The organism is Spirillospora sp. NPDC000708 (genome assembly GCF_040299565.1).
Classification (GTDB): Bacteria; Actinomycetota; Actinomycetes; order Streptosporangiales; family Streptosporangiaceae; genus Spirillospora.
Window position 1 is genome coordinate 135,908 of the sequence record NZ_JBEPCJ010000012.1, and the last position, 22,415, is coordinate 158,322.

Below are 22,415 nucleotides of genomic sequence, written 5' to 3' on the forward strand. Positions count from 1 at the left end.
GCCGCGCCGGCCTGCGAACCGAAGGAGAACAACGTGCCCGTAACCCTCGCCCAGGCGCAGGTGAACGCGGACAACGACGTCAACTACATGGTCATCGACAACTTCCGGCGCTACAGCTGGCTGCTGGACCAGATGGTCTGGGACGACGTCGTCACCCCCGGAACCGGCGGCGGGTCCAGCCTCACCTACGCCTACACACGGCTGATCGAGGCCGCGCAGGCCAACTTCCGGCGGCTGAACACCGAGTACACGCCCGGCCAGGCCAAGCGCCAGCGCTACAGCGTGGACCTCAAGCCGCTCGGCGGCGCGGTCACCATCGACCGGGTCATCGCCCGCCTCGGCAACCCCGCCACCACGGAAGTTAACTTCCAGATGCAGCAGCTGATGGCGTCGGTCCGCGGCCGATTCCAGCAGGCGCTGATCCTCGGCGACCCGGCCACCGAGGAGGACCAGGACGGCTTCGAGGGCCTCGACCTCGCCCTCACCGGCACCGCCACCGAGTACTTCCCGGGCGGCGACCCCATGTACACCGACTGGACGTCGGCGAGCGTGGACACCGCCGACAAGGCCCTCACGCGGCTGGACGAGTTCGACGACTTCCTGTCCCGCCTCGTCCCGTCCACGGTCGGCTCGATCGACCTGGGGGCGCCCGGCGCACTCCCGCCCGGCGTCCGCGCGATCCTCGGCAACACCCGCTCCATCACGCGCCTCAAGAGCATGGCGCGGCGCGCCGGCCAGTTCACCGCGACCCGCGACGACCTCGGCCGGCAGGTCGAGCGGTACGGGCCGTGGACGCTGGTCGACATCGGCGACCGCCTCGACGGCGCGGCGCCGATCATCCCGATCGAGGCCCGCGACCCCGACGGCGCCGGCGGCGGCGCCACCGTCACGGGCCTGACCGACATCTACGCGGTGTGCTTCGGCATGGACTCCTTCCACGGCGCGTCCATGGCGGGCGTGCCGCTGGTGGAGACGTGGCTGCCCGACTACAGCACCTCCGGCGCCGTCAAGTCCGGCGAGGTCGAAATGGGCCCCGTCGCGCCGGTCCTGAAGAACACCAAGGCCTGCGGCGTCTTCCGGAACGTGAAGGTCTGACATGCGCTTCGACATCGAAACGCCCCTGGCGGGCTACAAGGGCACGGTCGGCGGCGTCACCTTCGTCGACGGCCGTGCCCGCGTGGCCGACACCCAGAAGGCGGAGCTGGCGTACTTCCGCCGCCACAACTACAAGATCACCCCCGTGCGGGAGCGGGCCGACACCGACGACGCCGGCAGCGTCACCGCCCCGGCCGAGCCGGGCAGCGAGGACCCGGGCCCCGAGGCCAAGGAGCCCACCCAGGACGGTGAGGCGCCAGGCGACACCGGCGAGCGTCCCGACCCGGCAGGGGACAACGGAGAGGGCTTCGACCCCTCCTCCCTCACCGACGCCGTCAAGGCGGCCGCTGCATCCGGCAGCACGGGTGACGGTGCGGGGGACGCGGCGGAGCAGCTCCGCAAGCCGGCCAAGAACGCGCTCGTCGCCGCGTGGACCACCTACGCCAAGCAGCTCGGCATCACCGACGACGAGCTGGGCGGCAAGACCAAGAACGAGCTCGTCGAGCTCGTCGACCAGCACGAGAAGAAGGAGGCCGGCCAGTGACGGTCCACGGCCGCTACACCGGAGTCCTGGCCGACTCCCCGGCGTTCGACACCCCGTTCAACGCCCTGCCCGGCGTCGACCGCGCCGCCGCGTTCGTCCGCACCAACATCCCCGTGTGGGCCGCGTCCGCCGACCTCGCCGCCCCCGCCTCGGGCGTCGCGATCGCGGTCCGGATCTGGCTGGCGCGCGGCGACCTGGTCACCAGCCTGGCGTTCACCTCCGGCGACACCGCCGGCGTGACCTACACGCACTGGTGGCACGCCCTGTACGACCCGGACGGCAAGCTCCTCGCGCAGACCGCCGACCAGGCCGCGGCCGGGTGGGCGGCCGACACCACCAAGCGGCTCGCGCTCGCCAAGCCGGTGCCGATCAAGTCGGCGGGCTGGTACATCGCCGCGACCATGTCCGCCGCAGCGACCGTCCAGACCCTCACCGGCGCCGCGCCGCTCGCCTCCACCGCCACCGTCCACACCGGCTCCAAGGCGGCCGGGTTCACGTTCGGGGCCGGGCTGGGCGCCACCGCCCCCGCGGCCATCGGCGCGCAGACCACGGTCGCGAAGGTTCCGCTCGTGGTCGTCTCCTGACGACCCGCCCCCCATCGTGCCGGGCCCGAGCCGCGGGCTGCGCCTCACCGGAACCCCCGAGCCGCGCCGGCCTCGTGCCCGTCGGCCGGGCCCGGCACCCCTTCCTTCTCTGGTCAACGACCGCCTCCAGGAGGCCCACCCATGGCCCGTACGTCCCTTGTCGCCACCCGGCTCACCGCGACCGGCGCCGCACCCGCCCCGGTCACCCCGGACGCTGCCGGTGTCTCGTTCCGCAACACCGGCCGATGCTTCCTGATGGTCGTCAACGGCGCCGCCTCGTCGATCGACGTCACCCCCGTGATCGGCCGCCAGGTCAAGGGGCAGTCGGTCACGTCCCCGCCCGAACCGGTCCCCGCCGGCACAACGGCGTTCTTCGGGCCGTTCGACGACGACTACGAGCAGCCCGGCGGCAAAGACCTCATGTACGTCAACCTGTCGGCCGTCGCCGACGTCAAGGTGGCGCTTCTGGAGATGCCGCAGTGAGGCTCACCGACCGCGTCGAACAGGTCGTCGTCGCCGCGATCGCCGCGCACACGGAACTGGCCGGCTGCGAGGTCGACCACCAAGTCCAGATCATCCACCAGCAGACCCGAGGCGCCCAGCCAGCGCCCATGCTGTGGATCTCCCTGTCGGCGCAGTCCCTCGCCCTGGGGGAGTGGCTGTACCACGACCCGATCATCACCCCGGACCTGCACCCCGCCCCCGAGCAGCTCGCCGAAGTCGTCCGCCGAGCCCTCGGCAACCTCGCGGCCGCGCGCGCCGCGCAGGCCGCCCCCTTCGCCCGCCTGCCGAGCTCGGCCCTGCCGAACGCGGAGCAGCCGCTCGCACCGAGACTGCCCCCGATCCTGGCAGGCCGCTGATGGTTGTCTACGCAACCATTGGCGATCTTGAGCACTACCTCGTCACCATCCCGGTATGGCCCGGCGCGGAACGGCACCTTCAGCAGGCGTCCGAGGACATCGACGAACTCCTCATCGGAGCCGTCTACGACGTCGACGATGACCACCTGCCGACCGACCCGCGGGTCGCCGACGCCATCAAACGCGCCACCTGCGCCCAGGCCCACTACATCCGAGAGCGCGGCGACGAGACAGGCGGGAAGGCCCAGTTCACCAACGTGAGCGTCGGGTCGGTCAGCTACTCCCGCAACCGGCTCATCAGCGAGTCCCGGGCGCGGACATCGTCCAAGTACGCCGAGCGAGCGCTGACGATCCTCAAGACCGAGCGGCTCCTCCCCGTGAGCCCACGCACCTACTGAGCCTCATCCTCCGGCGGCTCATCCTCCTCCTCGTCTTCCGCGACGGAAGGATCCTGGTGCCCTGTCGGGTGGCCCTGGTACGGCGCCTGGAGGTTGCGCATGGCCTGCTCGATGGCGCCGGTGGCGTTGAGGTTGCGCATGGCCCGTTCGATTGGGTTGGCGGCGTTGAGGTTGCGCAGAGCCCGCTCGATTGGGCTGGTGGCGTTGAGGTTGCGCATGGCCTGCTCGATGGCGCCGCTGACGGTTAGGTTACGCAGGGCGCGTTCGAGTACTTGTGCACTACCTAGCGCGGGCGCTGGGTACTCGTCACGCCCCAGCGCGTAGGTGAGCTTCTCCTCGACGGGACTGGCCGCCGCGGTCTCTTCAGAGTCTTCGCCGCGGATCTCTTCAGCCTGTGTGATCGTTTCTTCGCTGACCTGCGCGTCCATGTACTCGTTCGCGAGCTCCAAGAACGAGCGAACGTCGACGATATGGAATGGCTGGCCGGCTCGTTGCCGCACCTCAGCTGAAAGTTCTGGGCGCGGAAGCGGCGATCGGCCGCCCGGCTGCTTGACGGTCCAGTCCTCTGCCTTTTTGCTCTCGTTGGTTACGAACAGGACCGGACGCGGGCGCCGCTCGACCTCCTGAAGGAGCTGGACCCACAGCACATAATCGCCGATGGCCTCTTCGGCCGGCTTGTTCGCGTCGGCATAGCCGGGAGGGATACGCCTCTCGAACCTGTACGCGGCGTCCTCTCGCACCTGCTGCATGTTCTTGAGCGGCGGCCCGACGCGCCCGTCCAGCAGCTGCTCGATCTCCGACAGGATCGGGTCGCCTGTCAGGCAGTCGGCCGCCTTGAGGTCGAACCGGTAGTACTCGCTGATCTTTTCGACGATCTGCTGCTGGACCTCGCCGAGCTCCCTTACCAACCCGTCGACAAGGGCCTTCTCCAGACCGCGCCGACTGCGGAAGCTCTCGAGGTCGGCCTTGATCTTGTTGAACGAGCCTTTGAGGTCTTGGGTGAGCTTGCCGACGGCGCCGGCGCACTCGTTGATGATGCCGAGACGGTTCCGCAGGAACTCCTCCGCGACACGATGCGGCACCCACAACTGGTCGCCGAGCAGGCCGAGGGTGCGGAGGAACTCCTCTCGCCCCTGCGGGTTCAGCCGGTAAGCATCGAACAGGGCGTTGGTGTCGAACACCACCAGCCCCTCCGTCAAGAACCGTTCGAGCTCGGCCCCGGCAGGCGGACCGAAATGCCAGGGGAACAGGCCGCGGAGAGATGACGCTTCGGCGGTCTGCGCGCCGTCATCAGAAGCCTCGTCAGTCACATAGCGAGCGTAGAGCGCTGTACTAACCGCCTGCTCCGGTTTTCCGGAGGCGCGGAGCGCCGGGAGGGTGCGGGGTGCTTCCCATAGTCACGGACCTAGTCACCATCGTCCGCGGGCTTCTCGTCACCGGATACGGCAACGCCATCACCTACGACTGGGGCGACGGCGCGGCGCGGGACACCGTGGAGGCGTGCGTCCAGCCGAACGGCTCCAGTGAGACCACCGGTGGCCGCGACACCGTCGTCACCCACATCCGCGTGTACCTGCACCCCGGCACTGACGTCACGGCGACGGACCGCATCGAGTGGAACGACAACACCTACGAGATCGACGGCGAGCCGCAGCGCTGGCCAGACCCGACCGGCGGAGGCGAACACCACGTCGAGTTGACCGCCACCCACACGGCCGGAGGCTGACCGTGCCGGACTGGGAATTCGACGAGGCCGCGATTGCCGGCCTGATCTTCGCTGAGGGCGTCCAGGCTGCTGTGGACAGTGTCGCCGAGGCCGCGGAGGCCGCCGCGGTGAAGGCCTGCCCGGTGAACTGGGGCCGGCTCGTCGCCACCATCAGCATCGAGCGGGACGGCGCCGGCCGGTGGGTGCAGTACGGCAACGACACCGACGCCCGGTACGCCCCCTACATCGAGTGGGGCACCCGCCCGCACATCATCACGCCGAGCACAAAGGCGGCCCTGTACTGGCTGGGCGCAGACCACCCGGTCGCCCGCGTCCACCACCCCGGCACCCCGGCGTTCCGCGTCATCACCGGCGCCGCCTTCCAAGCAGCGATAGGAGCATGACCTTGATGCAGTTGCGCGTCGCGTTCTGGTGCACGATCGACGGCACCCGCTACCTCCCCGGCGACGAGGTCACCATCGACGACGACGCTCACGCCGCCCAGCTCATCCGCGACGGGCTGTGCCGTCCATGGGACAACGCCGACGCCGAAGCCGCAGCCGCGGCGTCCCCGCCGGCCGCGGCCGAGCCCGGCCCGGACAGCATGCCGCTCCCGGACCGCGGAGCCTCGAAAGGCGACTGGGCCCGGTACGCCGTCGGCCAGGGCATGCCCGAGGACGAGGCCCGCGCCATGTCGAGGACGAGCCTGATCGCCCGCTTCGCCCCTGACCCGCAGTAGCGCGAGAGGAGACGCGGCGTGGACCTGGCCGTGTGGCCCGATGCCGAGCTGATCGTCATCGACTACTTCACCGAGGTCCTGGACGGCGTGTGGTCCTGCAACAGCCTCCCGCCCGTCGAGGAGTTCGACGTCCGGCTACCGATCATCGATGTGACCCGCATCGGCGGTCTCCGCAGCGCCGACACCTGGTCCGACGGATACCTCATCGATGAGCCGGCCATCGACCTCGACATCTGGGCGGCCACTCCCGAGTCTGGCGCGACCACCGCCGCCCGGTCGGTAGCCGCGCTCGACGCGATGCGCGGCTACCGCGCGCACGGTGCCACCGCGGGCCGGGTCAAGGACATCACCGGCCCCCGACCGCGTCCCGAAGTGTCCCAGAACATCATCAGGCTCGGCGTCACCGCCACGTTGCCGCTACGCCTGATCTGACCTGGCCTAACCCGCGAAACCTGGCCAACCCGCGAGCACCACCGATCCCGCCGCTCATGGCGGGTTTTTTCATGCCCGCAACCTGGAGGAGCGGATGGGAAACACCAGCAACGTCACCGTGGGGTCGAAAGGCTTCGCCTACTTCGCCGCGATCGGCACCACCGCCCCCGCCGACCTGACGTCGGCGTGGCCGGCTGGTTGGGGCGACGCCGGCATCATCACCGACGAGGGCCTCACCGAGGCCCTCGCGCAGGAGATGGTCACGCACATGGGATGGGGCATCTCCGGCCCGATCCGCCGCGAGCCCAAGGACCGCACCACCACCTTCAAGCTCGTGTTGACCGAGACGACCGCCATGGCCCTGTCGCTGTACTACAGCGTGCCGGTGGCGGACATGGAGGTCATCGGCGTCGGCGACGAAGCCGGCGTCGCGTTCGACGACCCCGAGACCGCCTCGATCGTCTCCATCGCGCTCGGGCTGGACGTGATCGACTCCCAGAGCGGCAGGCACTTCAGGTACATCGTGCCGAAGGCCGAAGTGTCCGACCGCGACAACATCTCCGACAACGCCGACAACCTGCACTCCTACGGCCTCACCTTCACGGCGATGGTCCCCGTCTCCGGCGGCAGCCCGGTGCGCCGCATGATCTCCAAGGTCCCCATCCCGGCCTAGTCCCGGCCCGAGACCAGTGGCCGGAGGCGTCCTTTCGCGGGTGGCGCTTCCGGCCACTGCACCACTGCCAACCAAGAACCCGCGAACCCCTGATCCGCGCCGGCGCCGTCCGCGCCCGCCCGCAATCCGCGAGGAGCACCCGTGCCCAAGCCCCGCAAGTCCTACAAGCTCGCCGAGCGGCGCCGCGAGCGCGCCGAGGCCTTCGGCGGCGAGACCTACCCGATCGAGGGCCTCGACGGCGAGATCGTCGAGATCCCGCTCATGGCGTTCTGGTCGGAGGACCTCACGAAGAAGGTGTTCGACGACGAGTACCCCGGCGACGGAGAGGTGCTCCGCATGGCGGTCGCCGAGACGTGGCCGAACGAGGCCGACGAGCGCCTGGCCGCGCTGGCCGGCCTCAAGCTCCAGACCGGCGACATCCGCGAGATCATCCAGGAAGTCCTGGCGATCGAGCCCGCCCAGGCACCCGACGACGAGGACCAGGACGAGAACGAGGACAGTTCGCCGGCCGCCGCGGCGACCAAGAAGCCGACAGCGGCGGGAAAGTCGCGCAGCTCCTCCTAGCCGTAGAGGAGCACGGCGCGCTGCTGCACGCCGACTTCGCCCACTACTTCCCAGGCAGAGACGTCCTGGTGGAGTGGCGGCAGCAGAAGATACCGCTGATCGAGCTGTACGGCATGTGGACATGGCTGCCGCCCACCTCCGCCGTGAAGACCCGCCTCGCCGGCGTTGTCGATGACCGCCGCTGGGGCGACATGGAGATGCTGCAGGCCACGCAGACGACCTACCTGCAAACCCTCCTGAAAATCGCATGGGTCGGCTTCCGGCTGCCAGACGACCTCCCGACCTTCCCGCCGGTGAAGATGCCCCGCACCCGTGCCGACGTCGCCGCCGAACGACTGAAGGCCCGCGAGGACGCCGAGGCCGAGAGGATGCAGGCGGCTCGCATGGACTACCTGCGTCAGATGCGGCCCCCGCCCGGTGCCCACAACCTTCGCTTCGGGCATTAGCCCGCTCGCGGGCGCCACCACCCAACAGACCGGGAAGGGGGTGGCGCGGGCATGGCCGATCACGACGGCGGCCGGGTACGGATGCAGATCCTCCCGGAGGTCAACCCGACCGAGTTCGGCCGGCAGATCAAGGACCGCCTGGACTCCAAGGTCGCCGAGGTCGGCGCGCAGCTCGGCCGCAAGCTCGGCAAGGCGATCTCGCAGGGAGCCAAGGCCGGGTTCGTCGTCGGCGACGTCGTCCAGGCCGTCCGCGACGCCGGCCCCCGCGTCACCGAGGAGGCCGGCAAGGTCGGTCGCGCCGCCGGCCGGGAGCTGGCGCGCAGCCTCAAGGCCGAACTCGAGACGCGGCTCCAGACCCTCCGGATCCCGGAGGCGACAGTCCGGGTGCGGCTGGAGCTCGACGAAGCCTCCTACGAGGAGGTGCGTGCGCGGCTCGCGAGCCTGGGCCCGGTCACCGTCCATGTCAACGTCGACCTCGACACCGCTGCGGCGCTCGCGCGGCTGGCGGCGCTGCGCGCCGAGGCGGACCGGCTGTTCGGCCGCGGCATCCAGATCAACGCGGGCGTCAACACCGGCGCCGCGTCCTCCGCGATCTCCGGCCTCGGCATGCAGCTCGCGGCGCTCGCCGCGATCCCGGTCGGCACGGCGTTGGCGGCCGGTCTCGGGGCGGTCGCCTCGGCGGCGCTCGCCGCCGGCGCGGGCACCGCCGGATTCGCGGCCGTCGCGATCCCCGCCGTCAAGCGGGTCGGGGAGGCACTCCAGGCGCAGAAGGCCGCGCAGGACGCCGTCAACACCTCCACCTCGACCGGCCTGAACACCGCCGACCAGGCGCGGCTGCGCGCCTTGCAGATGGTCGGTGCCGAGCAGCAGCTCACCAACGCCAAGGCGCAGGCCAAGCAGGCGGAGGAGGCGCTCACCCAGGCGCGGATGGACGCCCGCCGCGCTATGGAAGACCTCAACAACCAGGTGAAAGACGGGGCCCTGTCCGAGCGGCGCGCGGCCCTGTCGCTTCAGGAGGCGCGCGCGAACCTCAGCAAGACCCTCGCCGACCCCAAGGCGACCGAGCTTCAGCGTGAGCAGGCGCGGCTGGCGGTGGACGAGGCGCTCCAGCAGCTCGACGAGCAGCGGCTGGCGACCAAGCGGCTCCGGCAGGACAAGGCCGCCGCGGACCGCGCCGGGATCAACGGCAGCCAGCAGGTCAAGACCGCGCAGCAGCAGCTCACCCAGGCGCTCCAGCAGGTCGCTGCGGCGCAGCGGCAGATCACCGCGCAGCGGATCCAGGACCGCATGGCGCAGCAGCAGGCCGCCGCCGCGACCAACGCCACCTCGGCGGCGCAGACCAAGCTCGCCAAGGTCATGGGGCAGCTGTCGCCGGCCGAGCGGACCTTGATGAAGGACTGGGAAGGCTTCACGAAGGTCTACAAAGACTGGGTCCGCGAGCTGGAGCCGGACGTGCTGCCGGTCCTGTCGCGCGGCATCGGGCTGGTCAGCGACAACCTCGACCGCGCCAAGCCGCTGGTGACCGGCGCCGCCCAGGGCTTCACGCTGCTGGAGAAGAAGGCCAAGCAGGCGCTCGACGGGCCCTTCTATCAGGAGTTCTTCCGCAGCCTCGGGATCGAGGCACCCGTCGCGATCACCCGATTCGGGACGATCTTCGGGCACACCATCACCGGCATGGCCGCCGTGTTGATGGCGTTCGAGCCCGAGATCCAAGCCGTCCTGGACCACCTCGACCACGGCGCCCAGAAGTTCGAGGACTGGGGCAAGTCCCTCATCGGCTCCAACGGCTTCACCCAGTTCATCGAGTACGCCAAGACCAACGGCCGCATCGTCGAAGGCGACATCGAGGCGATCGGGAAGGCGCTGCTGGAGGTCGGTAAGGACGTCGCCCCGGTCACGACCCTGTACCTGGCCGGGATCAAGCCGCTCGCCGAGGGCGTCGCGTCGATCGCGCGAGACGCACCAGGGCTGTTCCAGCTCGGCGCGGCGCTCCTGATCGCCGCGAAAGCGTCACGGATGCTCGGAATCACCTCCCTGGTCACGGGCTTGCTGGGCACAGGGGCCGCGGCCGGCACAGCGGCCGGCGGGATGGGACGGCTCGGCGCGGCACTGCGGATCCTGGGCGCCGCGATGATGGGCGTGCGCGGCGAAGCCGTCACCACCCGGATCGCGCTGCTCGGCCTCACCCGCCTCGGCGCCATCATCGGGACCGTCGCCGCCGTCGGGTACGGCGTCAACGCCCTGCAGAACAAGCTGATGGGCACCACCCAGTCCACAGACGACATGGTCAAGTCGCTGGAGACGCTGGCGCGGACGGGGCAGTACACCGGCGCATGGGCGAAGCAATTCAAGGGATCCATGCTGACCGGCCGCGACTCCATCGAGGAGTTCCAGCGGGCCGCGCAGGAGATCGCCGACCCGACCTTCAAGCAGAAGTTCCTCGACCATCCGTTCGCGGACCTCACCCATGCGATCACCCTCGGCGGCTACGACACCGCTCTGTCGAAGTACAAGAACGACGTCAAGGGGATCGACACTGCGCTGAAGACCATGGTGCAGGGCGGGCAAGTCGATGCGGCCGCGGCCGCGTTCGGGCATATGTCGACGCTGCTCCAGCAGGGCGGTCTCAGCATCGACAGGGTCAAGAGTCTGTTCCCGCAGTACACGTCGCTGGTCGGGTCGAGTGCCTTCCAGACACAGCAGTTCACCGAGAAGCTGCGACAGCAGAACCAGCAGCTCGCCGACAACGCGCACGCGTTCATGTCCAGCGAGCAGGAAGCGATCGACTACCGCAACGCCCTGAACTCCGGCCGGGAAGCACTGGACCGCAACGGCCGCGCGTTCTACGGCAACAGCGCGGCGGCCTTGGACAACCGGCAGCAGATCATCAACGCCGCGCAGGTGATCCAGCGGTTCGCCGATGACCTGGTATCAACCAACCAGGTGTCGGCGAAGAACGTCGCGGTGCTGAAGAAGCAACGCGACGGCCTGGTGGAGATGGCCACCCACTTCGGGCTCTCCCGCAAGGAGGCCGCCAAGTACGTCGACCAGCTGGTGAGCATCCCGAAGACCACCGGCACCGACGTGACGGTGAACGCCAAGGGCAAGCTGTCGATGAAGGGCCTCGAAGGGCTGATCAACGCCCCGGTCGTGGGCGACCTCCTCAGAGGGCTGGTAGGGAACGCGGGTGGCGGCCTGGTCACCGGCTCGGGAGACCCGCGCGGGGACGGGCTGCTGACCCGGATCTCACCGGGCGAGATGGTGATCAATGCCGCCGCGACGGCCAAGCATCTCCCGACTCTCGCGGCGTGGAACGACGAAGGCAACAAAGGCACGGTCTTCCAAGGGAAGGGGTACGCAGGCGGTGGGATCCCCAAGCCGGTCGCGCCCAAATGGACGTTGCCGGCTGGCGCAGAGTCCTGGACTCCGGGGTATGCGGGCGGGGGCGCCCCGAACGGGCTGATCACCTCGCCGTATCGGCGCAGCTACCACTACAACGACGAGGCCGACGAAGCACTCGCCAAGGCGCGCAAGGCCAACCAGTCGATGCTGGCCGGCGCGGTCACCTACGCCGGCGGGCAGACCGCAATCGCAGCGACCCTGATTCAGCAGGCTCTCGCCGGCGGTTCGGGATTCAAGGCTGTCCAGTTCGCTGAGCAGCAGCTTGGTGAGCCGTACCGGTGGGGTGCGACCGGCCCCGACTCGTGGGACTGCTCGGGGCTCACCCAGGCGGCATGGGGCGCGGCCGGGGTCTCGATCCCGCGCGTGACCTACGACCAGATTGCTTCGGGGACGCCCACCACCAAGGAAGCCGCGGTCGGCGGTGACCTGTACTTCCCGAACAGGGGCCACGTCATGATGGTCACTGGCCAGGGGGGCTCGAAGGCGCTGATCCACGCCCCGCATACGGGGACCGTGGTGCAGTTCGCTCCGTGGCGGTCTGGAGGGGTGTACCGGCACATCGGCTCCGGAGCACCCACCGGATACGGCAGCGGGACTCCGAAGGCATACGCGCGCGCCCAATTCGGTGAGTTCGGGTGGGGCGGCAGCCAGTGGTCTCCGCTCGACAAGCTGTGGGAACGAGAGTCCGGCTGGAGATGGAACGCGACCAACCCGAGCAGCGGCGCGTACGGCATCCCGCAGGCGTTGCCTCCGAGCAAGATGGCCAGCGCCGGCCGGGACTGGCGGACGAACTGGGCGACGCAGATCAACTGGGGCCTCGGCTACATCGCGGGCCGGTACGGGTCACCAGCCGGAGCGTGGAGCCATTCGCAAAGCACCGGCTGGTATGCGAAGGGCACGACCGGTGCGGCGCCGGGCCTGGCGTGGGTCGGAGAGGAGGGGCCCGAGCTCGTCCGGTTCAAGGGCGGGGAGACGGTCTATCCGCATGAGGAGTCGATGCGGATCGGCGCGCAGATCACGGGCGGGTACGCCTCCGGGACGACCAGCAGCCGACTCAAGCCCGTCCGGTCGGACCTGAAGCACATCACCTCGGATCTGACCGGCAGCGTCAGCAAGATCAAGTCGGTGCTCGCGGATCTGGCGAACGACATCAAGAAGGCGTTCAAGGGGATCCGCTCGTCGGTCGATGACCGGCTGGTGTCGTATCTCGGCAAGGCGAGCAAGGCCCTGCAGACCTACGCCAAGCAGCGCGACAAGCTGGCCGCGACGATCAAGACCGCCAAGCAGTTCGCGACCGACACCGGCAAGAACGCGCTGGAGTTCGCCGGGCTCACCGGACTCCCCACCGGCCTACAACAGGACTCGACCGGCCTGTATGCCACCGGGGACGTGTTCAACGCGCAAGGCATCATCGGCGGGCTCCAGACCCGCCTGTCGCAGCTGAAGGCGTACAAGGCCAACCTGGACAAGCTCGCCAAGCTCGGGGTGTCCAAGGACCTGATCTCCCAGATCATCGCCGCGGGCCCCGACCGGGGCGCCGCCTACGCCCAGGCGCTGGCCTCCGCGACTCCCGCGCAGGTCAAGCAGCTGAACTCGGCGCAGGCAGCGATCGGGAAGGAGTCCACGGCGGTCGGACAGTCCGCGGCGGACGCGATGTACGACGCGGGCACCCAAGCCGGCAAGGGGTTCCTCGCCGGCCTGACCGCGCAGCAGAAGGCCATCGAGAAGGCCATGGCCAAGCTCGCCAAGTCCATCCAAAACAAGATCAAGAAGGAGCTGAAGATTCACTCGCCGTCGCAGGTGATGGCCGACCTCGGCGAGCAGGTCGGCGCGGGCCTGGCGGTCGGCATCGACTCCTCCCTAGTGGAGGTGAAGACGGCCGCCGAGCGGATGAGCGGCCTGATCGTACCGGCAACCGTCGCGGCGGTACCGGCCTCGGCCACGCCGGGAGACGGAAGCCGGCGGGGCGGCATCGCCATCGAGCAGCTCCACATCCACGAGGTCACCGACAAGGCGACCAAGCAGGCCGTCACCGACGCGCTCCACGACGTCTACGTCCTGCACAGGTCACTGCTGTGACCCACACGAAGGGAGGCGGGCCGCATGCCGATCTACACCCAGCAGATCACCGACATCGGAACGCACGGCCCGCCCCCTGAGCTGACGACCGTGACCTGGGAAAGCCCCCTCGGGCAAGTCACGATCCTGTCGGACTGGCCATCGGGGTACCTGGTGCAGCCGGGCGCCCGAGGCTTGGACATGCCGACCTTCAAGGCGTATGAGGACGAGTCTCCGGGGATCCACGGGAACCGGCGCCGCGACACCAAGGCCAACGCCCGCGAGATCATGATTCCGATCGCGATCTACGCCGACGACGGCCGGCCCGCGTTCCTGGAGCGCAAGCGCCGGCTGCTGCGGGACCTGTCTCCGCTGGACGGAGATGGCCGGGGCACCCTGACCCTCACCGAGGCCGATGGGTCGTCCCGGTCGATCACCGCGATCTACGCCTCCGGAGCCGAGGGTGCCGAAGACGCCGACTCGGCCGGGCGGCGCTGGATCACTTACGGTCTCACCTTCATGTGCGAGTCGCCGTTCTGGCTCGGACCTGAGTTCACGCGAACCTTCCGGGGCGTCGGCGACGACACCCCGTTCTTCCCGTCCGGTGTCCCGTGGGTCGTCAGCGACTCCCAGGTCCTCGGTACAGGCGTGAAGATCACCAACCCCGGTGACGTCCCGGCCTTCCCGGTCTGGACGATCTCCGGGCCGATCAGCGCCGCCACGTTCACCCACCCGGCCGGCGGGTCCTGGACCCTCACCCGGAACCTGTCCGCGGCAGACGTCGCGGTCATCGACTGCCGCGAACGCATCGAGACCGCGATCTTGAACGGCACCGAGAACCTTTGGCCGAACATCGACGAGGCCGCCGTGCTGTGGCCGCTGCTACGCGGCACCAACACCGTCGACCTGGTAGTGGCGGGCTCCACCAGCGCCACAACCGTGAAGGTTCGGCTCCAGCCGCGCTACCTGTCGGCGTGACTGGCGCCACCGCCTGGCGTGCAAGCACGGCGTGCATGTACCGCAGGCACCAGCACCGGATTCGACCGATGAAGCGTGGTCCTCGGATTCAACCTCGCTTCCCTGTCCGTGTCGGGGGTCGGTCTTCTGTGGGGAGTCGGTTGCGGGCGCGGGTGATGGCCCTCGATGCGCGAGGCGTCGAAGGCCATCACCGGGACGGGTCGGCTCTGCTGGACTAGCCCGGCTGGTCTCCGGCGTACCGGTAGATCTCGCCCTTGGAGTTGACACCCCAGACGGTGCCGTCGGCGCCTGCCGCGATGTCGACGAGGTTGCCTGGGATCTGGACCCAGGGGTTGTCGTCGTCGTTGGTGTACTTGTAGATGTTGCCGTTGGCGTTGACGCCCCACACGTTCGTGCGGGATCCGGCGTCGATGCGCACGAGGCCGCCGGGGATGCCGACCCACCGGTTGGCGCCCTGGTCGCCGACGTAGCGGTAGATCTGGGCGCTGCCGTTGACACCCCAGACCGTGCCGTCGGCGGCCACCCCGATGTCGGTGAGCCCGCCTTCGATCTGCACCCAGGGCTCAGCGTCCTCGTTGGTGTACTTGTAGATGTTGCCGTTGGCGTTGACGCCCCACACGTTCGTGCGGGACCCCACGGAGATGCGCACGAGGCCGCCGGGGATGCCGACCCACCGGTTGAGGCCCCGGTCACCGACGTAGCGGTAGATCTGGGCATTGGCGTTGACGCCCCAGACGGTGCCGTCAGCGCCTGCGCCGATGTCCCTCAGCCCGCCTTCGATCTGCACCCAGGGCTCGGCGTCCTCGTTGGTGTACTTGTAGATGTTGTCGTTGGCGTTGACGCCCCACACGTTCGTGCGTGACCCTGCGGCGATCGCCGTCAGTCCTCCGGCGACCTTGTCCCAGCGTGCCATCTCGCTCCGCCTTCCCGGTGCACGACCGGCACCAGATCGCAACTTAGAGTAGTCAAAGGAACGCTTTCTGTTAATGACGCCGCAAGTCAGGAGAAGTGGCCATCGCGCCAGCATCTTCTATCGCGCCTCTTGGTTGCCGAATGCGGCGGAAGACGCGTGATGCCTGGCAGTGGGACCGCTCCGCCACCCGACCGGCGGGTCCTGGACCCGCACCCGGAACCTGTCCGCGGCAGACGTCGCGGTCATCGACTGCCGCGAACGCATCGAGACCGCGATCTTGAACGGCACGGAGAACCTCTGGTCGAACATCGACGAGGCCGCCGTGCTGTGGCCGCTGCTACGCGGCACCAACACCGTTGATCTGGTGGTGGCGGGCTCGACCAGCGCCACGACGTGAAGGTCCGGCTGCAGCCGCGCTACCTGTCGGCCTGACCGGCGCCAGCGCGCGCCAGCACCGCACGACCACCGGAAGGAGGTGGTGCGGCCGGTGTTCGCGTTGAAGATCCGCCGCGCCGGTGATCTCGCGCCGCTGGGAGCCCTCAGCGACTACGTCACCATGCAGGCCATCTCGCGGCACAACGCCGTCGGCGCCTGGACCCTGTCGATCTCCGCCGACAGCGACAAGGCCGTCCACCTGCTGGAGGGCAACGGGCTGATCATCCGGTTCAACGGTGCCCGGATCATGTCCGGCGACATCCAGTCGGTCGACTCCACCCAGACCAGCGACGACGGTGACGCCGGGACGCTGAAGGTGTCGGGCGTCGATGACAACCAGCTCCTCAAGCAGGCCGCGGTGTGGCCCAACCCCGGCCAGGACGACGCGCACCAGACCGACGGCACCTACAAGGTGTCAGGCTCGGCCGAGACGGTGATGCGACAGCTCGTCAACGTCAACATCGGCCCCGCCGCCCGGCCCGCCCGCCGCGTCGCCGGGCTCGTCCTGGCCGACGACCTGGGCCGCGGCCCGACCGTCACCAAGCAGATCAACCAGTTCGCCAACCTCCTGGACGTCCTGGCCGACATCGGTAACTCCGCCGGCCTCGGGTTCCGGATCGTGCAGGTCGGCGCCCAGCGCCGCTTCGAGGTCTACCAGCCGCGCGCCTCGGGCCTCACCTGGAGCTTCGGGCGGGGGAACCTGTCAGAGGTCTCCTACACCAAGACGCCGCCGACCTGCACCTGCGCGATCGTGGTCGCCGGCGGCACCAGCTCGCCGCGGGTGGTGAAGGAGTACAGCCGCGCGGACCCGCTCGTGCCGGGCCTGCGCATCGAGCAGTTCGTCGACAAGACCGACGTCGACACCGCCAGCGTGGACCTGGCCGCGCAGATGGCCCAGGCCGCCGAGGAAGCCCTCACCGCCGGGGCGCGGCAAGCCTCCCTGGCGCTGTCTCCGATCGACATCGACGGCTACCGGTACGGCGTCGACTACGGCGTCGGCGACCAGGGCTCGGTGATGGTTCGCGGCGAGCTGATCACCGACACCGTACGCGAGGTCACCCTCAACTCCGACACCTCGACCGGCGACACGGTGCGGCCCGTGATCGGCACCGCCGACGCTGCCGACTCCCAGAAGCCCAACAGCGCGCTGATGAAGCTGCTGGCCGCGATCAACCGCAAGCTCCGCCTCATCGAAACGCGAGTGCCCAAGTGAGTGTGCCGACGTGACCGAGTTCTCTTATCCCTACGGCTCCACAAAGATCAACACCGAGGACGAGTTCTCTCGCATGATGATGTGGGCCGCGCCGGACGGGGTGTGCGCCTCGTGGGGCAGCCCGGCGCTGCGGCCCACCGCCAATGGCTCGGGCACCGTCACCGTTCCGCCGGGTGAGGCGTTCGTCCGAGGTCAGAAGTACCTCAACGACGCCGACAAGCTCCTGGCGGTCCCGCCGAACAACACCGGCGTGACGCGCCTGGACTACGTCGTCCTGCGCAACGATCCGGCCAATGACCGGATCACCGCCGAGTACAAGCCCGGCGGGACCAGCCTGCCGCCCCTCGTGCAGAGCTGGACCGACGTCTGGGAGATCCCGATCGGCGCGGGCAAGGTCAAGGCCGGTGCCGCCGGTGTCCAGCCCGAGGACATGGTCGACGCCCGCTGGTTCACCGGCTGGCCCGTCGCCCCTTCCCTGCCCGGCTACCGGCCTACGCCGTGGCGGGACCGGATGATCTGCGAGAACGGCGTCATCCTCACCGGCACCGGTACCGGCTGGAAGGTCTACGACCCGTTCGCCGACACCGGCTGGGTGAACCTGACCCCCAACGGCAGCAACGCCGAAGCCTGGGCGCCATCCGGCGTTTCCCGCATCCGGACTCGCGACAAGCGCGTGGAGCTCCGGCTGTCGGTGAAGCGGTGGGCCACCAACGGCCTCGGCGTCGCCGACGACGACGGCTCCTGCGTGTTCAACCTCGCCGCGCAGTACCGGCCGTCCCTGGAAGTCATGGGCTTCGGCTACGGCAAGGTCGCCAGGCAGTCCCCCCTGGCGGTCAACGTCGAGACAGGCGGCGACGTCCGCGTCCGGTCCCTGGTCAACGACCTCCCCGCCTCACGCACCGTGCAGGCGGTCCTTTCCTGGTTCCTCGACTGACGGGGGAGACGTGGCAGACAGACACTGGTTCGGGCAGACCCCGAGCGACTACGCGTTCAAGGTCGGCGCCGACAACGCCGTCCTGCTCGACCCCGACAAGCCCCTGACCTGCTGGTCGCAAGCCGCTGGCGGCGCCCCCTACAACGACCTACTCGACGAGGACGGGGTAGCCACCACGACCATCCGGTCCGCCACAGGCCTCGGCGACCTGCCTCCTGGCGCCATCCCGCGCTTCCAAGGCCCGCCCGGCGTGTGGCTGGTTTGGATCGACGGCGGCGCCGGCGTCCGTTTCGCGCTTGTGGCAACCGACCTCGGTGACACCCTCGCCAAAGTCGCTGATGCGGCCGCGGCCGCCGCAGCCGCTCAAGAGGCACTCGCCGCGCTCGCCCAGGTAGCCAGCAGCGGCTTGTACAGCGACCTGTCCGGCGCGCCGGTCCTGGCGCGGGTAGCTACCACTGGCCGGTACCTCGACCTCAGTGAACTGCCCGCACCTGGCCTGCAGTTCGTGCTCAAGGCCGCGGACGGGTGGCCGACTCGCGCGAGCACCGCCCCGGACAGCGACCGGCCAGCCATGTGGATCGGGGTTTCGCCGGCACCGCCGAACGGTGGCGCCTACGCCCTCGACACCGACCTGTGGGTGGCTGTCGCGTGATCGTCATCTACGTCCTCAAAGACGGCGTCTGGCGAGCGGCCGGGCGCCCACCCGTCACCCCTCCGCCGCCCCCGAGCCCTCACCCGTACGGAGCGGGCCCCTACGGCTCTGGCCCCTACGGCAACTAGCCCCCAGGAGACGACAGATGTCGAGCCTCACCGTCACCCTGTCCGGGAAGCTCCTGGACCTCATCACCGGCAACGCAGCCTTCGCCCCGCAGCTCCCGCTCCACCTGGCGCTCCTGACCGAACTCGGCAACGACACCACGCCCGGCATCGAGGTCGCCGGCGGCGGCTACGGCCGCCAAGTCGTCACCTTCGGGCCCCAGGCGAACAAGGTCGCCCGCAACAGCGCAGCGTTCGCCTACACCGCGATGCCGGAGATCAGCGTGGTCGGCGGCGAGCTCTACGACGACTCCGGCCTGCGCATGCTCTACGGCCCCTTCTCCAAGATCATCAACTGCAACGACGGCGACGACATCCCCTTCGACGTCGGCGCCCTCGCTCTGACGATCGCCTGATGAGCCTCATTGCACGCTGGTATGGGCACGGCCTGGCCGATGGGGCCGCCCTCGACACCACCACCGCGGGGTCCGGCGACACCCACTTCGACACCGCGACCGGCGGCGCTGCGCACGTCGACGCCTCCGGCCTGCACCCTCCCCGGATACGCCTGAACCAGCAACCCTCCAGCCCAGCCCAACTCGTGTGGTCCTCCGCCACCATCGGCACCCTCAATGCCTACGCCATTCGCACCTACCTGGAGATGAGCGCCTGGCCGTCGGCTGGCGCGCCGCTCTGTCAGGCATACGGCAGCGGCAACACCGCCCTGCGCTGGCGCGTCGACATCACCCTGGCGGGCATCCTCCGACTCCGCGACGCGAGCAACACCATCATCGCGACCGCTACCACTGCGCTCCCAGCAGGCGAGGAACTACGCCCGGAGATCGTCGTCGACGGCACCGACGCCCAGGTGACCGTCCACGCCGGCGATGACGAAGGCGAGCCCGTGGTGTCGCTGGCCGGCACGGTCGGGGCAACCATCGACGCGATCCGGTTCGGCAACCCCAACACCGCACCGACCTGGCCGACGCTCCACTACGGAGCCTTGGCCGTCGCGAACACGGCTACCCCAATCGGAGCGCGCAGCCATTCCGCCTCCGGCTTGTGGGCCGTCGACGCATCCCTCACCGCAGACCCGCGTGCCCGCCACCACGCGACCGGGACGTGGGACACCGAGGCCGAGATGCAAGCCGTACCCCGCGCCCGCCGGCACGGAGCTGCGAACTGGGCCATCGAGGCGGCCCTGACCATCGACACCGGCGTCTCGCCGCTCTACGTCCAAGCAGGCGGGGAGTGGCGGCCCGCCGACGTCCGGGAGATGACCGGCGGCGCTTGGCGCCTGGCTTAGAGGAGACACGTGGCCGTCCCATTCGACATCACCCTGCCCGTCCCCGGCGGCAGCACCGACGCCTGGGGCTCGGCGATCAACAACGCGCTGGGCGCCATCAAGGCCCGCATCAACACCGAAGCCGCCGCGCGCGGCGTCCCCCTGGACGCCTTCTCGGGCGCCACCGACGACGCCAAACTGACCCAGGCGCTGTCGTATGTGTCGCAGCAGACGTACAAGCCCGCGATCGTGCTCGGGCAGCGATCCATGGAGTTCAAACAGACTCGCCAGGCGTTCAACGGCTTGGCATTCACGGGGCCACTCACAGGCAACGAGTTCCGGTACAACCAGCGCGTCCGAATAAGCGTGCCAGGATCCGGATGGCTCGACCTTCCTTCGGGCCAAACCAAAGGCCTGTACATCGGCAACCTGAGTTTTGAAGGAGACTCGGGCACGACGTTCTTTGTGGATCACGACAATACGGGGCCCGTGCTGTGGGCATCGCATTTTGAGAACCTTGCGTTCAACCTGTTCAAACACCTGATGTGGGGCGCCCATACGGCCGTCACGTTCTCGGGGTTCTGGGACGTCAACAACAGCTACGACACCCCGTTCAAGCTCTGGGGTTCGGACAACACCTACTGGACGGACGGGATGCTGATCGACTCCCCGAACATGGGGGCCGGTAATCGGTATCACGTGTGGCTGCCGAACATGACAAAGACCGTCATTGGCCCCATCTTCATCACCGCTAAATCGAACATTTGCGGGCTTCGTCTCGACGGCGGTCGAGGCGTGGTTATGGACGGCATCAGGTTCGACGCTCAAGCCCAAGCCGGCAATCCCACGTGGGGCAGCCAGCTCCTCATCACCGGCGGGAAGTTCGTCCGGGTCCGCGACTGCTGGTTCTACGGCGGCATGTCACAGCCGAACTCGACCGGCCACACCAACCCCGCCTACGACAAGGGCATCCTCACGATCACCGGCGGAACCAACATCCTGGTCGACGGTCCGATGTTCAGCGACGGCGACGGCTCCCAACCGAACAAGACCGCGGCCGGCACGCCCCACATCTACATCGGCGGCGGCTCCAACATCCGGATCCGCGACGTTCAGGCGAGCGACACCCCGACGATCAAGCGGGCGTCCTCGGTATCCGCCGGCACCATCACCACCGACCCCGACGTCACTGTGCAGGTCGGATGACCGCGCTGCAGGCACTGGCCACCGCTGCGACGGCCGTGCCTTGGCCGACCCTCCTCGCCAGCGGTCTCGTCGCCGGGCTCCTTACCGGCGCCGGGCTGGTGTTCCGAGCGATTCTCACCGGCCAGCTCGTTCCTCGCAGCGTCCTCCAGGACGAGAAAGAACGCGCGGACAAATGGGAGGCGGCATGGAAGGAGTCGGAAGCCAGGATCGACGCGCTCGATGGGCGGCTATCGGCGATCGCCGAAGGCACGGACCTGAACGCGCAGCTCTTGCAGTCCCTGGTGAATCGGGCGCGGCGATGAGGTGGCCGTGGAAGCAACAACCCGACGAGGGGGAGCGGTCCCGTGCCGACGAGGCACTGGAGCGAACGTCGGAGCGGTTGGAAGAGACCCGCCGCCGTGACGAGGCCGGGCACCGGCTCGCGGAACGGATCCGGCAGATCCGGCAGCGCAATCACCTGTCGGAGGCGATCGAGCGGGCTTTCGAGGAGGGGCGTCGATGAGCGCCGTGCACGTGGGCGGGACCGTGGCGCTGTGGCTGGGCCTGGCCTCCTCCACGGGGTTCTGCATCGCCTACCACCTGACCGCCGCGTGGTGGCGAAATGGGGAGGGCCGGCATCTGATGTCGTTCACCGCCACCGTCGCCCTGATCCTCGGCTGGCTGGCCTACCGGTCTATGGCCGCGCCACCGCCGCCCACGACAGGCGAAGAGGTGGGCCGGACCGTCGTCTACAGCGTCGTCGCCGCCCTGATGATCTGGCGGCTTGGTCTGCTGTGGCGCCGACAGATCCGTCGCGCCTTCCACCACGACGAGACCGACAACTGACATGCCGATCCTGACCAGAGAGGACACCATGAACACCTTCGGGGTCGACTACGCGTGGGGCCGCCCCGGCGCGTCCGCGCTGAAACGCGCCGGGGCGAAGTTCGCGTGCCGCTACCTCTCGCACGACACCACCGGCAAGAACCTGACCCGCGCCGAAGCGAGCGAACTGTCAGCGGCGGGCCTGTGGCTGGTGGTGGTGTGGGAGACCGCCGCGAACCGGGCGCTGGACGGCAAGGCCGCGGGGACCGCCGACGCGCAGGCCGCTGCGGCCCAGTCCAAGGCGTGCGGCATGCCCGACGACCGGCCGATCTACTTCGCGGTCGACTGGGACGCCTCGTCCTCCCAGCAGAGCGCGATCAACGCCTACCTG

General features: G+C 69.2%; 28 protein-coding genes. 26 read left to right on the forward strand and 2 right to left on the reverse strand.

Annotation, left to right across the window (positions count from 1 at the left end; all coding sequences use genetic code 11):
- Positions 1-33: 33 nt before the first annotated feature.
- The 6 genes from ABT299_RS11925 to ABT299_RS11950 all read left to right on the forward strand — a co-directional run bounded on the left by ABT299_RS11925 (position 34) and on the right by ABT299_RS11950 (position 3,481).
- The gene (locus ABT299_RS11925) at positions 34-1,095 is read left to right on the forward strand and encodes a major capsid protein (protein WP_500250683.1); all 1,062 of its coding nucleotides are present in this window, start codon (positions 34-36) and stop codon (positions 1,093-1,095) included.
- A gap of 1 nt (position 1,096) precedes the next feature.
- Positions 1,097-1,639: a hypothetical protein gene (locus ABT299_RS11930; RefSeq protein WP_500250684.1), complete on the forward strand. Its 543-nt coding sequence runs from the start codon at positions 1,097-1,099 to the stop codon at positions 1,637-1,639.
- A complete protein-coding gene (locus ABT299_RS11935; RefSeq protein ID WP_500250685.1) occupies positions 1,636-2,223 on the forward strand; it encodes a hypothetical protein in 588 nt (195 codons plus the stop codon). Before ABT299_RS11930 ends, ABT299_RS11935 begins: the two co-directional genes overlap by 4 nt.
- A 141-nt stretch (positions 2,224-2,364) precedes the next feature.
- Positions 2,365-2,706, forward strand: a complete 342-nt coding sequence (locus ABT299_RS11940; protein WP_500250686.1) for a hypothetical protein — start codon at positions 2,365-2,367, stop codon at positions 2,704-2,706.
- A complete protein-coding gene (locus ABT299_RS11945; RefSeq protein ID WP_500250687.1) occupies positions 2,703-3,083 on the forward strand; it encodes a hypothetical protein in 381 nt (126 codons plus the stop codon). Before ABT299_RS11940 ends, ABT299_RS11945 begins: the two co-directional genes overlap by 4 nt.
- Positions 3,083-3,481 carry a head-tail connector protein gene (locus tag ABT299_RS11950; protein WP_500250688.1) on the forward strand — a complete coding sequence of 133 codons (399 nt, stop codon included), beginning with the start codon at positions 3,083-3,085 and terminating at the stop codon, positions 3,479-3,481. The genes ABT299_RS11945 and ABT299_RS11950 overlap by 1 nt, the downstream gene beginning before the upstream one ends.
- On the opposite strand, the gene ABT299_RS11955 is transcribed toward ABT299_RS11950, so the two are convergent.
- The gene (locus tag ABT299_RS11955; protein ID WP_500250689.1) at positions 3,475-4,791 is read right to left on the reverse strand and encodes a PIN-like domain-containing protein; all 1,317 of its coding nucleotides are present in this window, start codon (positions 4,789-4,791) and stop codon (positions 3,475-3,477) included. The two genes, ABT299_RS11950 and ABT299_RS11955, sit on opposite strands and share 7 nt — an antisense overlap.
- Positions 4,792-4,865: 74 nt before the next feature.
- Between ABT299_RS11955 and ABT299_RS11960 the strand changes: the two genes are divergently transcribed.
- From ABT299_RS11960 to ABT299_RS12000, 9 genes are all read left to right on the forward strand, one after another.
- Entirely contained in the window at positions 4,866-5,207 is a 342-nt protein-coding gene (locus ABT299_RS11960; RefSeq protein WP_500250690.1) for a phage head completion protein, read from the forward strand.
- Between the two features lie 2 nt (positions 5,208-5,209).
- On the forward strand, positions 5,210-5,590 hold the full coding sequence (locus ABT299_RS11965) for a hypothetical protein (protein WP_208244544.1): 381 nt from the start codon (positions 5,210-5,212) through the stop codon (positions 5,588-5,590).
- A 5-nt stretch (positions 5,591-5,595) separates the two neighbouring features.
- Positions 5,596-5,925 carry a hypothetical protein gene (locus tag ABT299_RS11970; protein WP_500250691.1) on the forward strand — a complete coding sequence of 110 codons (330 nt, stop codon included), beginning with the start codon at positions 5,596-5,598 and terminating at the stop codon, positions 5,923-5,925.
- A gap of 18 nt (positions 5,926-5,943) precedes the next feature.
- Positions 5,944-6,357, forward strand: a complete 414-nt coding sequence (locus tag ABT299_RS11975) for a hypothetical protein (protein WP_500250692.1) — start codon at positions 5,944-5,946, stop codon at positions 6,355-6,357.
- Between the two features lie 94 nt (positions 6,358-6,451).
- The gene (locus ABT299_RS11980) at positions 6,452-7,030 is read left to right on the forward strand and encodes a phage tail tube protein (protein WP_500250693.1); all 579 of its coding nucleotides are present in this window, start codon (positions 6,452-6,454) and stop codon (positions 7,028-7,030) included.
- Positions 7,031-7,171: 141 nt separating this feature from the next.
- Positions 7,172-7,594, forward strand: coding sequence for a hypothetical protein (locus ABT299_RS11985; protein WP_500250694.1), 423 nt, complete (start codon positions 7,172-7,174; stop codon positions 7,592-7,594).
- Between the two features lie 68 nt (positions 7,595-7,662).
- Complete coding sequence (locus ABT299_RS11990) at positions 7,663-8,040, forward strand: hypothetical protein (protein WP_500250695.1); 378 nt, start codon at positions 7,663-7,665, stop codon at positions 8,038-8,040.
- 51 nt (positions 8,041-8,091) lie between these two features.
- The gene (locus ABT299_RS11995) at positions 8,092-13,521 is read left to right on the forward strand and encodes an aggregation-promoting factor C-terminal-like domain-containing protein (RefSeq protein ID WP_500250696.1); all 5,430 of its coding nucleotides are present in this window, start codon (positions 8,092-8,094) and stop codon (positions 13,519-13,521) included.
- A 24-nt stretch (positions 13,522-13,545) separates the two neighbouring features.
- The gene (locus ABT299_RS12000; RefSeq protein ID WP_500250697.1) at positions 13,546-14,478 is read left to right on the forward strand and encodes a phage distal tail protein; all 933 of its coding nucleotides are present in this window, start codon (positions 13,546-13,548) and stop codon (positions 14,476-14,478) included.
- A gap of 214 nt (positions 14,479-14,692) precedes the next feature.
- On the opposite strand, the gene ABT299_RS12005 is transcribed toward ABT299_RS12000, so the two are convergent.
- A complete protein-coding gene (locus ABT299_RS12005; protein ID WP_500250698.1) occupies positions 14,693-15,391 on the reverse strand; it encodes a tectonin domain-containing protein in 699 nt (232 codons plus the stop codon).
- 169 nt (positions 15,392-15,560) lie between these two features.
- Here ABT299_RS12005 and ABT299_RS12010 point away from each other — a divergent pair, with 169 nt between their 5' ends.
- From ABT299_RS12010 to ABT299_RS12060, 11 genes are all read left to right on the forward strand, one after another.
- Positions 15,561-15,788 (forward strand): hypothetical protein, encoded by a 228-nt coding sequence (locus tag ABT299_RS12010; protein ID WP_500250699.1) that lies wholly within the window; start codon positions 15,561-15,563, stop codon positions 15,786-15,788.
- Between the two features lie 90 nt (positions 15,789-15,878).
- The gene (locus tag ABT299_RS12015; protein WP_500250700.1) at positions 15,879-17,039 is read left to right on the forward strand and encodes a siphovirus ReqiPepy6 Gp37-like family protein; all 1,161 of its coding nucleotides are present in this window, start codon (positions 15,879-15,881) and stop codon (positions 17,037-17,039) included.
- Between the two features lie 10 nt (positions 17,040-17,049).
- Positions 17,050-17,973, forward strand: a complete 924-nt coding sequence (locus ABT299_RS12020; RefSeq protein WP_500250701.1) for a hypothetical protein — start codon at positions 17,050-17,052, stop codon at positions 17,971-17,973.
- A 10-nt stretch (positions 17,974-17,983) separates the two neighbouring features.
- Positions 17,984-18,625 carry a hypothetical protein gene (locus ABT299_RS12025; protein WP_500250702.1) on the forward strand — a complete coding sequence of 214 codons (642 nt, stop codon included), beginning with the start codon at positions 17,984-17,986 and terminating at the stop codon, positions 18,623-18,625.
- A 145-nt stretch (positions 18,626-18,770) separates the two neighbouring features.
- A complete protein-coding gene (locus ABT299_RS12030) occupies positions 18,771-19,145 on the forward strand; it encodes a phage tail fiber protein (RefSeq protein ID WP_500250703.1) in 375 nt (124 codons plus the stop codon).
- A complete protein-coding gene (locus ABT299_RS12035; protein ID WP_500250704.1) occupies positions 19,145-20,035 on the forward strand; it encodes a hypothetical protein in 891 nt (296 codons plus the stop codon). The genes ABT299_RS12030 and ABT299_RS12035 overlap by 1 nt, the downstream gene beginning before the upstream one ends.
- Before the next feature lie 9 nt (positions 20,036-20,044).
- Positions 20,045-21,220, forward strand: coding sequence for a hypothetical protein (locus ABT299_RS12040; RefSeq protein ID WP_500250705.1), 1,176 nt, complete (start codon positions 20,045-20,047; stop codon positions 21,218-21,220).
- A complete protein-coding gene (locus tag ABT299_RS12045; protein ID WP_500250706.1) occupies positions 21,217-21,522 on the forward strand; it encodes a hypothetical protein in 306 nt (101 codons plus the stop codon). The genes ABT299_RS12040 and ABT299_RS12045 overlap by 4 nt, the downstream gene beginning before the upstream one ends.
- Positions 21,519-21,722: a DUF7620 family protein gene (locus ABT299_RS12050; protein ID WP_500250707.1), complete on the forward strand. Its 204-nt coding sequence runs from the start codon at positions 21,519-21,521 to the stop codon at positions 21,720-21,722. Before ABT299_RS12045 ends, ABT299_RS12050 begins: the two co-directional genes overlap by 4 nt.
- Positions 21,719-22,045: a putative phage holin gene (locus ABT299_RS12055; protein ID WP_500250708.1), complete on the forward strand. Its 327-nt coding sequence runs from the start codon at positions 21,719-21,721 to the stop codon at positions 22,043-22,045. The genes ABT299_RS12050 and ABT299_RS12055 overlap by 4 nt, the downstream gene beginning before the upstream one ends.
- Before the next feature lie 28 nt (positions 22,046-22,073).
- Positions 22,074-22,415 (forward strand): glycoside hydrolase domain-containing protein (locus ABT299_RS12060; RefSeq protein ID WP_500250709.1); only part of this gene is annotated, 342 nt, incomplete at its 3' end.